We start from the raw sequence: 14003 nt of genomic DNA on the forward strand, positions 1-14003 counted from the left end.
AAAGGTTCCTGTGCTGGCAATGTTTTGATCCCATGGAGCCGGTTACCGGTCGGCGGCACACTTTACAGCACAGCGGGCACGGCACTCCAGTGCGATTCGAAATTGTTCCCCAACGGCTCGGCCACAAGGCCGGGCGCCAATGGCAACCTGAAGAGTTTACTGCAATATCCGGTAACTGCAACGGCATCGACTCTGCGAAACGGCATTCTCCGGGTTTTACGGCGGACACTCGATGCGGCGCTACCGACGTGGACAATTCTCCTTTATGATTAATATTCACTATTTTTTCGGGATAAAAAACGTGTCCGTTTCAGAGATAGTCATTGGCGATGCCGCCGAGGCAGAGGTAGCCGCCATACGGGATATTTACGCCTGGCATGTGATTAACGGAATCGCGTCCTTCGAGACCGAGCCGCCAAGTCTGGCGGAGATGCTGGCACGGCGCGCATCGGTGTTGGAAAAAGGCTTGCCCTGGCTGACGGCGAAACGAGACGGTCAGGTGCTGGGTTATTGCTATCTGGGCTTATACCGCACGCGCTACGCCTACCGGTTTACCGTGGAGGACTCGGTATATGTCCATCCTGATTGGGGCGGACAAGGCATAGGCTCCCTGCTGTTATCCCAGGCCATCGGACGGGCGGAACGGGGCGGCTGGCGCCAAATGCTGGCCATTATCGGCAACAGCGAAAACAGGGGGTCCATCCGGTTGCATGAGAAGCTCGGTTTCAGCCAAACCGGCATTATGACCGCGGTGGGATTCAAGCACGGCCGCTGGGTAGACACGCTATTAATGCAGCGTCCGCTGGGCGAAGGCCAAACCACCCTGCCCGAGCGCCCCACGGCGCGATAAGCCCGCGATCACCGAACGTGCAACGGGCGTGTTAAAGGGAGACCGTGCCGATGGGGCACGGCACAGCCTATGCCAACCCGCTGATTACCGTTCGGTTTGGTCAGGGGCCTCCACCGGCGGCGACGGCATCGGGGAGTTCTCAAAGATCATCTTCTGCGGCATTGACAGCGCGATGCCCGCCTCCCGCAGGCGTTTGAGAATCTCGAACAGCAAATCGCTTTTTACATTGGCGACAATCCGCGGGCTGTTGACAAACCCCGTCACGCTCAGCACGATTCCATTGGAGCTCAACTGGCTGAAGGTTACCGACGGCGCCGGGGCGGCCAGGATCGACTCATGATCGCGATAAGTTTCCAGCAACAGATTGCGCACCTGCTCGGGATCGATATCCAGCGGGAAGGTCAGCAGGATGGTGGCCACGCCCTGAGCATTGCCCATGGTGGCGTTACGCACATTTTGCGAGATAAACTGCGAGTTAGGCACGATTACCGTGGACCGATCCCCCAGCTGAATTTCCGTGGCCCGCACATTGATGCGCCGGATATCCCCCTCAATACCGCTGATGGTAATCAGGTCCCCCACTTTCACCGGGCGTTCAATCAACAGTATCAGCCCGGAGATGAAATTCTTCACAATCTCCTGCAGGCCGAAACCGATGCCCACCGATAAGGCGCTGACTATCCAGGCCAGATTGTTCCACTGAATGCCCAGGGTCGACAATGTCAGCAGGGTAATCAGGATATACCCGATATTGCTGAACAAAATCACCAGCGAGGCCCGCATGCCGGTTTCCATCTTGGTTTTCGGCAGAAAATCCTTATCCAGCCAGCGCCGCGCCGAGCGCAGGACATAAATGCCGATTGCCAGGAATATCAGGGCGTTCATCACATGGGCCGGGACGATATTCAGCTTTTCAAGTCCCTTGCCGCCCCACATATCCACAGCCTTGTCAAACAGCGCCATCGGCGTGGTGGAACCGAAAGTACCGTTCAGCAAGGCCACCGCCGCCAGCAGAATCAGCACGGTTTTACCGATAGCCGACAAAAGGGTGGCGGCCTGTTCCAAATGCCGGTCGTCAAGGCCCAGGGAGTGTTTGATGCGCTGCCCCACTACCGTATGGGGTGAAAACAGGCTGTCGCACAGATCCACCACCAAATGGATCAGCAGATAAAGGCAGGAGAAAATCATGCCCACCCACACCAGTTCATAGGTCAAAAACCGCGCCAGGGCGATATACCCGATCAACAGCGACAGCAGTATCGCAATGGACACCACCGTGGTGCTTAAATGGATTAGGCCGGCCACCGTGGAACGGGCTTCGGGCTGTCCCCCTTCGGCCATCATCTTGCGCCGGACCCGGTTGGTGCGCAGCGCCGCCATGGCGGCGGTTAACGCCACCAGCAGCGATAATATGCCGTTACCGAAAATGGTGGTGGCCAGGCTGGTGCCCACCATGCGGTTCATTTGCTCCACCGCGCCGAAAATCAAGATGAACGCAGCCAGCGTCGGCGGCAGGGATCGCATGGCCAGCGCCACCGGGTCGGCGATGGTGGGCAAACGCCAGGTCGGACGCTGGTTGGACAAAAATGCCCGTCCCAGACCCGCGATAAGACCGGAAAACAGCGCCAGACGAAAGAGCTCATCGGCGTAATCCTGCACCTGCTGCGACACATCGGGATGGCGGATGAACAGCATATAGATCAGCTGGGCTCCCACCCCTACCGACAGTACCGTGGCCAGTGCCGTGGCGCAGGCCAGGAAGCTGCGCCGCAGACGGCCCTCGGGCAAGACATTGATACTGAACCATCCCAGCGGCTTGTCCAACAGGCGGGAACCGAACGCCCAGATGAGCAAGGCCAGCGCCAAAAATATCCCGGAACCCACTCGCCATCCCGGTTCCCAGGCCGCCAGCCAGGCGTCTTGAACGTCTTGGAAAAAATCATCCAGCCGCTGCTTGTCTTCGGACTGGGTTTGAAACAAAGGCGACCAGAAACCGGGGGAAAGAATGCTGCCGGAGTTCAGCGCCATCTGGGTACGCAGGGCGTTACGGCGGATATCGACGATTTGCGCCGCGAGGGTGGCCGCGCTCTTGCTGATGGCTTTGGCATGTTCCACCTGCGCGTCCACCAGGGTCTTATGGGCGTTCAATGCGGTACGCTGCTGGGCGACGACGGCGGTTTCCGGCATTGCCCCGGCGGCCGGCGGCGGCCCGAGAATAGCGAGCTGCGCCTGGATCTGGGCCTGCTCCGGCTGCAGGGCGGTGGCCAGCGCATCGGCGTCCGCGGCCAGCTTCAAGGTGTCGTCATTCAGTTCCCGCAATTGATTATCCATGGTGGCGGCGGAGACTTTCTGCTTCATGCCGTCGAGCTGTTTTTGCAGCTTGACCAGCTCGGCGGCGGCATTGATTTTAACCGGCGCGGCCGGAGCGCCGGTGGACGTTTGATCGGCGGCCACGGCGGGAATAACAGGGGAAAGCGCCGCCGCTAAAAACGCCAGCAGCAGCCAGGCGGGAAATAGAATCCGTAAAAGTTTATACATAGAATAATTAATTCCGAAAATCAACGATATCAAGGCCGCTATGCCGGATAATCCTATCCTGCCCATAACCGAGCAACAATTGTTTTACCCACCAGACCTGCCGGCTAAAAACTGCCCTGCCGGAGGCAATCGGCTAATATTACACTTATTCATAAAAAACGTTACACCAACTCTACCTTTTACGTTAAAGGCTAGTTAACAGGCTCATAGTAATGGTATTCATCATTAACAAAAGAGATTATCGTCATGGGCGATCGCCGACGATATTTTATGGGAAATTACCGGCACACGCGTTAAGACTTCTCTTGAACACGCCGACAATTGATACGTTATGACTAAACAAACAGAACTGAAAAAAATTAAAGGGATGGCCCTGCTGTTATTGACCGGCGCGGCGATGATATTTATCGTAACCCTGTTTATACCGCCCGGTTTTTGGCGCGATGGACTCAAGGCGGTTGCCGAGGCATCAATGGTGGGCGCCATGGCCGACTGGTTTGCCGTCGTGGCCCTGTTCAGACGCGTACCGATCCCGTTTATCGCCGCCCATACCGCCATTATTCCCCGAAATAAAAATAAAATCGCCGATAACCTGGGCATCTTCATACAGGAGAAATTCCTCGATACCTCGTCCCTGGTGGAGCTTATCAGACGTCAGGATCCGGCGCGGACTATTGCCGGCTGGTTGGCAGAGCCCGACAATGCCCACCGGCTGGGGCGCCAGATCCTGCAATTGATGCGCGGCTTTCTCGACTTTACCGACGATCGGCGCATCCAGGCTTTTATCCGCAGCGCCCTTGATGCCGTTATTGATAAGATCGATCTGTCCGCCTCCGTCGGCGCCATTCTGGACAGTCTGACCAAAGACGGCCGGCATCAGGATTTGCTGGACGCCGGACTGCGCCAGCTGGTTAAACTGCTGAACAAACCCTCTACCCGCGTCCTTATCGCCGATCAGATAATCCAGTGGCTTAAGCGCGAGCATCCGCTAAAAGAAAAAGTGCTGCCCACGGAATGGCTCGGTGAACACAGCGCCGTCGCCGTGGCCAACGCGGTGAATAGCTGGCTAGATGAGATCAGCCGCGACCGCGGCCATGAGCTGCGCCGGCGTTTCGACCGGCTGGCGCTGAGACTTATCCAGCGGCTCAAGAACGATCCCGCCACCGCCCGCCGGGCCGAGGAAATCAAGCACTACCTGAAAAACGATGCCGTACTGAATACTTACATCAGCGGCTTATGGGACGACATGCGCGGCTGGCTTAAAGAAGATTTGGATCGGCCGGATTCGGTATTGCATGGCAAGGTGACCGAAGCGGGGCTGTGGCTTAGCCAAACGCTGGCGCGGGATGACGGCCTGCGCTCCTCGCTGAACCAGCATCTGGAGCAGGCGGCTTTGCGCATAGCTCCCGACTTCTCGGCATTCCTTACCCAGCATATCAGCGATACGGTGAAAAGCTGGGACGCGCGGGATATGTCGCGGCAAATCGAACTGAATATCGGCAAAGACCTGCAGTTTATCCGCATTAACGGCACGCTGGTGGGGGGGGTTATCGGTTTGATCCTGTATTTGCTGTCGTTCTCGCCCGCTTTGCCGGCCCTATTGCAGCTGTGGCTGCAATAGCCCTGAGAAGGGTTTCTTTTTTTTCTCTATTTTGACAAGCATCTTTTTGTTAAGAATATCTTGAACACCTTTTCGCTGCCCTTTCTTTATTAAGATGTTCAAATATGCCTTCAGTTCAATGCCATTATTAAATTTTTGGCATCTCCTTCCGTATTTTTACATGGTAATTCTCATTGCGCTCAAATATGACTTACTGGAGATAATATGTTTAATAATACAGTCAGCCGATATAATGGCTATTCTAAAAATGAATGTAAACTTAGTGGTCGCCATACTAATTCGCTATTTAAAAATAATAATTATAATGAAACAATAAAAAAGATTTATAATCACCCTAATACAGTTCTGTCCTCTTCATACTCGGTTCTAAACCCGGCCTCACTAACGCTGCATCCTATAGAAGCACCCCACGAAACCGATGAAGAAAAATCACAGGCGGATCGTTTGTTCACCTGCGCGGCATTATTTAAAAAACACCCGGAAAGTCTGTCCACCGCCAAGCCTGGAAAAAACATTACCATCCAGCTTGCGGAAAAGACTCTCAGCATTACCACGAAAAAAATCACTTTACCCGGCGGCTATACTGCCTTTGTTGGGCGGGTAGCCGACCGGTGGCTGGTTTCCGACGGCGTGATATACCATATTGACGATCTGGTCAGCCCGCCCGACACCTGGCTGGACACTATTATCTATTTGCTCGGCCACCTGACCGGGGTCGCTCCGGGATACGGCGGAACCCGAATATTCCCGCCGCCACCCCAAGCAGCCCCCGAGCCGAGGGCGGCGATGCCAAGCCCGCCCGTAGGATTATGCAGCGGCGAATCCTTGTTATCCTCGTGGGCACGCAACACCCGGATCCCGACGCCCTTTTCGATGCTATCGCATCTGTCTGGCTTAACATGGTTTTTTCCCGTCGCTGACGGGGCAAAGGTGGAACCGCCGCCGCCGGAGGTTTTATTCCCCTGGCTTAAAATATCAGACAAATATCCCTCTTTTGCCTTAAAACGACCTCCCCGCCAAGCCGCGAATGTCACAAATGCACGTCCTGCTGCCTTGCCCTTGATATCCGACCCGCCAACAAACGAAGGCAAGAATAGTCATGAAGATGCTATTTGTGAGACCAACCTGAATATTGCCAATCACTCCGCAAGGGAACTCTATCAGGCAATCAAACAACAGTTTATCCCCTTGACCAACAAAAAAATCTACTCGCTTGCATGGATGTCAGAACTTAACGTCTTTCTCTATGATAAATTATCCGAAATTTATAATGATGGAACTTACTTAGATAACAAAACGCAGTATACCGATATGATAATGTTAAAAAAATACATCGAAAAGAATATCGAGAATTGTGTGAATTCCAGCAGCAAAAAAAAATTGGATGACGATATACTCCGAGACTATTTTAGTGAATACAGAACGATCGCAGATTTCTTCCCACTCTTAAATATACAAATTGAAAGAACAATTTACGATATTAATTTTAAAACACTTCGTGAACTGATAGATTTTAAAAACGGCATCTCTTACGCCGATGCAAAAAAAAATTTGAAGCAGCTCATCGATGAATCTCCGGCGGATAAAGCAAAAATTTATAAAGAACAACTTTTTATGTTGGCTATAATGCAGCAAGCCCAACATACCTATGAAAAGTTATTAATCAGCGATTCAATCCCTCTGCTTGACCGGCTAATCTACTTCAATAGCAGAGAGATATTTCATGACATGTTAGATGAACGACCAATACACCTTCGGCGAATACTGTTAAAGCGGTTTTTTTATTATATATTCGAATACAGCAGAAATAATGGACTTAGCATTCAGGGGAATTATCTTATCATCCCCGGCGAGCTTACTGAATACAGGAGTTTGTTCGACCAGACGGAAGCGCCGTTAACCGAAACGGAGATCGCCGAGCTGGTGGCGAATCAAATCGTGGATTATATTCACGGCAGCAATAAATATCATCCACACATTGACCGGCTGATCCGAGACATTGAATATTACCGCATCCACTCAACCAACAGCGTTGATAAAGAAAATTGGGCAGAGGACAACATGCGCCCCTATAAAGAGACCCTGCAGTCTCTTGATAAAAGCGTAAAAACAAATCTCGAACGCATGGACAATACCCTGTACCAGCAAAATCCTCAATGGATAAATGAGCTGGTTGATCAAGTAAAATATGATAAAGAGTGCATTTTATTATTGAGCTTTCTCGAAAAACTGCAAGCCTACCTCATTGAAATTGTCAGCGAACATCAGCACGAACACATTCAGCTAGGCAGCAGAACAAATGAACAGCGACTGGCGGAGGCAAAAATTCAGGCTATGATAATGGCGTCCCCTGGTGATTCATTCCAGAAAACGCGGCAGGAAATACTTACTTTATATTTCACCAGCGTTACGGCGGGTGATGTTTCCTTATTGTTGAGAGCAGCAATCTACTGGTATATTGATTATCATCACATTCGTTCTGACCAGTTGAGCGGATTGAGTGCTTTGTACATTATCAAGGAATTCCAGGCAGAAAAAAAGCAGATTTCATTAGACTTCGAATCACGATCCTCTGAAAATTTCAAAAAAATCTTTGACCTGAAACCCTCGGATGAGTTTCAGTCGGCCAGGGAATTTTATAATCAATTTATTCATTACAAGGACTATTCATTACAACAGGAAGCCAGGCAATTTACCTATAAAATCATTTCCCGGTCGGCATTAGATTACCTGGATATGATTTACCCCCCCAAAGAAGTGTACACCTTTAAAATTTATTCCAGAAATTATGTTCAAAACTCACTGGCGCCTAATCAAGATGTCTACTTACCAAATAATAACTTTGGCACTTTCTCTTTAATCAAAACCTATAGTCATAAGGTCATTATCGCCTCGACTCTTTTTAGCGCGCCATTCATTAAAACCATTTCAATGGATCCGGATAATATATTTTTTAATAATTTGATAGATGAATATAAAAAAACCAATTTTGACATTGATTGGATCCATCGGCTTAAAATTCCTGTCACCGCTAATGATATATTGGAGCTTTTTGATATACCCTATGACAGCACACAACTACGCATGTCTCCTTTAAGTCTTTTCCTGATTGAACCTGAAGAAATAATCCGAAGTATGCCAAAGCCGGATTACGTACTGGTTGCAGGAGAGGAAAAAGAGGATTATCAGACGATGATTGAAATTTTAGATTATTGGAATGCCATAATGCTAAGAGAAATAGTGGATCAGCTGAAAATATCACTTCGCATTAAAAAGTGGTGGCAAGAACTGCTTGCGCTGATACCTTTTTATGAAATCTTATGGAAATATGTAAATGACGCTGACAATGAATTCAATGGGATAGAAGTTATATTCGATACCTTTGATCTGGCCTTTATGCTTGGACAATTAACCACCAGTGCCGCAAAAGGAACCGGGGTAATATACAAGCGATTAATTAATATCGCAAACATTGAAACCTTGCCGGTTAAGCAATTGAATAGAGCCATATCACAAAAGCTGGCTGAAGAATTACCTTATATCGCAAGAAAGAGTTCTGGGTCTATTTTCAGCAGTGTTATTGGTTATTTGAACCCGCTACCCATACATGCTATTTTCTCAAAAAAAATAAAACATCATTTATCAGCAAATATGGCAACAGTGATTACATGGATGAGCAATTTCATTTTAAACAATATGGAACAAAAGATGACTAAATTTATTCAATGGTCTTCTGATATTGATAGGAACTTGTTGATACAAAAGAGAGATGACGGAAGTTTTGTACTGGATCAAGGGCAAGGTACGACGCAAAATTTCATCGAAATAGACGAATATTTTTTTCAGGTCATCTGGGATGCCGCCATAAGGACTTGGCGCGTGGTCAAACCGACAGAGGTGATGAATTTAAACTACGCTGTTCCCATGTATAAGAATGAGAAGGGTAAGTGGGCGGCCTCTTCTTTTTTGGATAACGATCGTTTCTCTATAACGGCCCGTTCTGGACGTAGGACAAGATACATCAATGACGATGTTGACTTTATCCATATGGAGCCAATTCGTTCCATTACTCTTCCTATAGACCATTATAAAGATAATAAATGGATGTATATTCATATGTTGGAACTTATGGTGAATGATTATGTTCATCATATAGAATCTTTGTTTCTCAACAACGGTGATATGAGTAAAATGTTGACCGATTTTGTCAATTGCCTGACGAGTGAAGCTAAATTTCGCGAAGTCTTCACCCATGAGACCGACAGTAATGTAAATATTTTGCTGCTCCAGTTTATCAAAGGATTAAGTGTGGACGGCGGCGTTAACGTCGGTTACCGAATGCAGCGCTTATGGCAAAACGAGCATGACCGTTCACCGGTGGATCATTTGGTTATTATACTGAGAATTAATAAAAATGATTATATCATTGATATGCTTCATCTGCGACCCTATGGGGCAGGACTGATTATCGATCGCCAGGTTTTTAATGAACCTGAGTGGGCTCATTTGACCAAAAAAAGCATTAGTAGTGATTTCCCTTTGATAAAATACAAAGATTTTGCCAAAATAAGCACGGCTATTTCTTTCCCCTATCGTGAAGCCGGGCATCCGGGAAAATATATTAAAGGGGCAATCTTGCTGCGCGAGCCTATATGGTATAAAACCGTTGCGATAAAATATTATTATCGATATGTTAAAAAAGAACCTTCCAATACTTTGGACGCAGACTCATCAATTTTATCAGCCGCACGGACCATGATCTCTTCATATAATCATCATCACCGCATGCAAACAGATTATAATCTGAATGTGACTTTTCCTTTTTTAATATTGAAGGAAGCGAAGGTTCTCGATGCACGTGATGCAAACGAGATGCAGCAAAGAGTCACGCTGGCCTTCGGCCAAAATTATCCTGCGCAATCATATATGTCTTCCATTCTGGAACTGATTGATAGTACCGATCTGTTAAAACTAAAACCGGGCAAGCTGTTGGGTCTATATTACGATGATGTTTTCCTAAGCCATTTATTAATTAGCGTCGGAGAGGGCCGCTTCGCAGGCGTAGGTAATAATTTATTCGATCCGCTGTTCGAATCCGGACCCTCGATTATCGTGGCCGAAGAAATGGGCACGTTTGACGAAGGCAAGCTTGCCATGAGAGGTACGAATGAGCTATATACCGTTTTAGCGGGTAATCCCGTTAACGCTCCGGCAAATGAAACCCTGATGCTGGATAAATTAGCGCTAAAAAGTTTTGCCACGAAACCTGAGGGGGACAGAGAACCCTCCGAGGAAATTGTCTATGCCTCGAGGGAAAGAATGTTGACCCAGGACAACTGGACACTGTTCGCGTCGCCGAACAGCTCATTGCTGACGCTCAAAATGGAGGCTGTCTCTCAAAACATCTATCCAGTGGCCAGCCGGGAAATGGCGCATATTATCCGCGGCATGTTTTATGCCAACAGCCGGTTTCCCGATATCGCAGAGGTAGAATGCATCGAGTTAATCACCTTATTTGATGGTTTTGCAGCGGTATCTCTTCGGGGACAGATTTTGGCCAATGACCTGAGACTGGATGTTCAATTATGCCCTTACCTGGCCACAGACGGCATCAGGCAGCGCCAGCCCCAATGGTTTACCCGCTTTTCGCCGGCGGCACAGGAATTGGGGGATCCGTTGCATATGCCGGCAGATACACCACTGGCTAAGGAAGATTACCGCGATAACAGGAAAATAAAACATCTCGCCGATATGGTTGAAATGCTTATCACTATCAGAACATCGCTCAATAATGCACGTATCAAAAGGAATGTTGGATTGTTGCCGGCAATTTTCAGCGATCTCGCGCGTCTGGTCATTCGTGATATGAATTTTTATGAATTCATCGGACAATATCGGATGGATAAAGAGTCGGAAGAAAAACTGTATCATATCCTTAAAGAATATCAGGGTTATATTTCAGAAGGAGATGAATATTACCTGCAATGTTATTTTGACCTCCTGCTTTCCGTTGAGCGGTTCCAACAGCTGGCCGAGACCATTTATCCCATGCCGTCCATCGCCGCCAACGGCACGCTGCCGTTGTGGCCATACACAGATTGAATTAGAGCGCCGCGTTATACCGCGGCGGGGGTGATGGTATAGTTGGAGATTATTCACTTATGTGCGTATGTGCGGTGTAAGCAGGTCTTGGAGTCCGATACGCCGGAACAGTTCGGTGCGTACCCGGTCCGCCACGCCGTTGACCACTTCACAACCATCCTGTGAAGGGTCGATATGGCTGCGGAAAGGTCTCGTGCCAAACGGCATATCCACCACGCTGACGATGGCTTTCGCCACCTCGGCAACATCGGCATCGGCCGGTTCCAGGGCTGAAAGCCCCTTCAGGCTTTGTTCCGCCAATCCGGCATAGGGCCCCTGGTGATACTCCTCGGCGCGGGCCTGGTCAGCAGGAGATCCGGAGTGAGCGAAATGATTCGTACCCTTCGTGAAGGCCCCCGGTACTATAATACTGCTTTCAATGCCCCAACGAGTTAATTCCGAGGCGTAGGATACGGCCAGTGAATCCATGGCCGCCTTGGCGGCAAAGTACGGTGCAAGATAGGGGGGCGTGCCGCCGCGGGCGCTGCTTGAAGAGATCCAGACCACCAGGCCCCGTCCCTGTTTGCGCAGTTGCGGCAGGACGGCGCGGTTCACCCGCTGAGTGCTTAGGACGTTGATATCAAACAACTGGGCATACTGTTCCGGGGTAAACGCTTCCGCCGGGCCGAAGGACATATGACCGGCATTATGGATAACCACATCCAACCGTCCGCAGTCATCGATGATGCGGGTTATGCCGGCCTCAACCGAATCGTCGGAAGCGACATCCAGTTCCACCGCCCGCAAATCCACCTTATTCTCGGCAGCGTAACGTTTAACATCAGCTACCTGCGGGGCGTTACGCCCGGTTGTTTCACGCATACCGGCGTAAACGGTATGTCCGGCGTCCGCCAGGGCGCGTGTGGTGAGGGCGCCGAAACCGCTGGAAGCGCCGGTAATAACGATGACTTGGTTCATGATGTAACCTCGCAGATGAACATGCCCGTCATCTTTCAAGCTGCAGGTGCGTTGACTACACTCGTTAACCCGAATCACTTGCTTTAGTAAGCTCATCGGGATTTACTCGCTTGCCGCCTTCCTGCAACCCGACATCTCTTGGGCATAGTAAAATGATTCCCGGAAACTTAAATCAAACCGCCATTGGCACGTAATACCTGGCCGTTGATCCAACTGCCATCGGGCCCGGCCAGGAAGGCCACCGCGGCGGCGATATCTTCCGGCGTACCCAATCTTTCCAGCGGCGCCATTTTGGCCATGCGATCGATCACTTCCTGGGGCTTGCCTTGCAAAAACAGGTCGGTACCGGTGGGTCCGGGCGCCACGGCGTTAACATTGATTGAGCGGCCGCGCAGCTCTTTGGCCAGGATGGCGGTCAGGGTTTCCACCGCCGCTTTGGTGGCGGCATAAACGCCGTAGGTTTCCAGCCGTAGACCCACCACGCTGGTGGAGAAGTTGACAATGCTGCCGCCGTTGCGCAGACGCCGGGCCGCTTCGCGCATGCCGTTAAAAGTGCCCTTGAGATTAATGGCCATCTGGCGGTCGAAGAGGTCGTCGCTGCTGTCGGCCAGGCTGCTCAGATTCATGATGCCGGCATTGTTCACCAGCACATCCACGCCGCCAAAAGCCTCGTCCGCCCGGTCAAACAGCTTGGTAAAGGTTGCCGGGTCGCTGACGTCCCCTTGAGCGCTCAGGGCGCGGCCGCCGGCCTGTTCAATACGGCTAACCAGCGCATCCGCTTCCCCTTGCTGACGGGCGTAATTGATGATGACGACGTGACCGTCGCGGGCCAGCCGTTGCGCGACCGCGGCGCCGATGCCTCTTGATGCGCCGGTGATAATGGCTACCCGTTGAGTTGACTGATTCATGTTGTTCCCCTGCCTTTTTTGCGGCCGCACACCCATTGTGGGCCGGTAAAGAGAGTATGGACCTTTTTATTAGCTGCATAATTGCCTATTATTCGTCATTACCATGCGAAAATAGCGAACAATACCTTGGATAGATATGATGCGATGAAAATCTTTACGCGGGTGGTGGAACAGCGCAGTTTTACCCTGGCGGCGCAGGATCTGGGGGTTCCCCGCTCCACCGCCACCGATGCGGTAAAACTGCTGGAAGCCCGGCTTAAGGTGCGTTTGCTGCACCGCACCACGCGCCACGTCAACCCGACTCTAGATGGTGAAGCCTATTATCAGCGCTGCCTGATGATCCTGGCGGCGGTGGAAGATGCGGAGACCGCCTTTGCCGGCGCCAAGCCCAAGGGCTTGTTGCGGGTAGACGTACACGGCACACTGGCCCGTCATTTTTTATTGCCGGGGCTGCCGGCTTTTTTACAGCAGTATCCGGATATCGAATTTTTCATGAGCGAAGGGGACCGGCTGGTGGATTTGGTGCGTGAAGGGATAGACTGCGTACTGCGGGTGGGTAAGCTCAAAGACAGCGACATGGTGGCGCGACGGTTGGGAGAACTGGCGGAAATCACCTGCGCCGCGCCGGAATATGTAAAACGCTATGGCCGGCCGGCCTCGCCGGCGGACCTGGAGGGGCATCAGATGGTGGGTTTCCGCTCTTCGGCCACCGGCGCGCTGATGCCGCTGGAGTTCAGCGCCGAAGGCGTATCCCGGCCCTATCTGCTGCCCGCCGCGGTATCCGTCACCGGCGCGGAGAGCATGGTCACGGCGGCGCGGCTGGGATTAGGCATTATCCAGGTTCCCCGCTACCATGTCAGCGACGACCTGGCCCAAGGGACCCTGGTGCCTTTACTGACGGACTTTACTTCATCCTCCATACCGGTATCGGTGCTTTACCCCCGCAACCGCCAGCTCTCTCCCCGGGTGAGGGTATTTATCGACTGGATCGGACAAGAATTCGCCAGTCGAAACATCTGAGCCGCGG

Annotated in this window: 7 protein-coding genes; 4 read left to right on the top strand and 3 right to left on the bottom strand. The window is 50.8% G+C overall.

The genetic code is table 11. The features are described 5' to 3' along the window. Positions 1-301: 301 nt before the first annotated feature. Positions 302-850 (top strand): N-acetyltransferase family protein, encoded by a 549-nt coding sequence (locus ACL2XO_RS24990; RefSeq protein WP_341785751.1) that lies wholly within the window; start codon positions 302-304, stop codon positions 848-850. A gap of 84 nt (positions 851-934) precedes the next feature. On the opposite strand, the gene ACL2XO_RS24995 is transcribed toward ACL2XO_RS24990, so the two are convergent. Next, positions 935-3388, bottom strand: a complete 2454-nt coding sequence (locus ACL2XO_RS24995; RefSeq protein WP_413725791.1) for a DUF3772 domain-containing protein — start codon at positions 3386-3388, stop codon at positions 935-937. Positions 3389-3719: 331 nt separating this feature from the next. Between ACL2XO_RS24995 and ACL2XO_RS25000 the strand changes: the two genes are divergently transcribed. After that, on the top strand, positions 3720-5009 hold the full coding sequence (locus ACL2XO_RS25000; RefSeq protein ID WP_413741782.1) for a DUF445 domain-containing protein: 1290 nt from the start codon (positions 3720-3722) through the stop codon (positions 5007-5009). A gap of 204 nt (positions 5010-5213) precedes the next feature. Continuing rightward, the gene (locus ACL2XO_RS25005; protein ID WP_413741783.1) at positions 5214-11111 is read left to right on the top strand and encodes a hypothetical protein; all 5898 of its coding nucleotides are present in this window, start codon (positions 5214-5216) and stop codon (positions 11109-11111) included. Positions 11112-11168: 57 nt separating this feature from the next. Here ACL2XO_RS25005 and ACL2XO_RS25010 read toward each other — a convergent pair whose 3' ends face one another. Both ACL2XO_RS25010 and ACL2XO_RS25015 read right to left on the bottom strand, forming a co-directional pair. Then, complete coding sequence (locus ACL2XO_RS25010; RefSeq protein ID WP_413741784.1) at positions 11169-12068, bottom strand: SDR family oxidoreductase; 900 nt, start codon at positions 12066-12068, stop codon at positions 11169-11171. A 167-nt stretch (positions 12069-12235) separates the two neighbouring features. Beyond that, positions 12236-12976 (bottom strand): SDR family oxidoreductase, encoded by a 741-nt coding sequence (locus tag ACL2XO_RS25015; RefSeq protein ID WP_413725795.1) that lies wholly within the window; start codon positions 12974-12976, stop codon positions 12236-12238. A gap of 126 nt (positions 12977-13102) precedes the next feature. On the opposite strand from ACL2XO_RS25015, the gene ACL2XO_RS25020 reads away from it, so the two are divergent. Continuing rightward, positions 13103-13996, top strand: coding sequence for a LysR family transcriptional regulator (locus ACL2XO_RS25020; protein ID WP_132925128.1), 894 nt, complete (start codon positions 13103-13105; stop codon positions 13994-13996). Positions 13997-14003: the final 7 nt, after the last annotated feature.

It is taken from the genome of Sodalis sp. RH15 (genome assembly GCF_047324255.1).
Taxonomy (GTDB): Bacteria; Pseudomonadota; Gammaproteobacteria; order Enterobacterales; family Enterobacteriaceae; genus Acerihabitans; species Acerihabitans ligni.

Coding starts and splice junctions, on each gene's coding strand:
- ACL2XO_RS24995 (WP_413725791.1), bottom strand. CDS start 3,388: ATGTATAAACTTTTACGGATTCTATTTCCCGCCTGGCTGCTGCTGGCG.
- ACL2XO_RS25000 (WP_413741782.1), top strand. CDS start 3,720: ATGACTAAACAAACAGAACTGAAAAAAATTAAAGGGATGGCCCTGCTG.
- ACL2XO_RS25005 (WP_413741783.1), top strand. CDS start 5,214: ATGTTTAATAATACAGTCAGCCGATATAATGGCTATTCTAAAAATGAA.
- ACL2XO_RS25010 (WP_413741784.1), bottom strand. CDS start 12,068: ATGAACCAAGTCATCGTTATTACCGGCGCTTCCAGCGGTTTCGGCGCC.
- ACL2XO_RS25015 (WP_413725795.1), bottom strand. CDS start 12,976: ATGAATCAGTCAACTCAACGGGTAGCCATTATCACCGGCGCATCAAGA.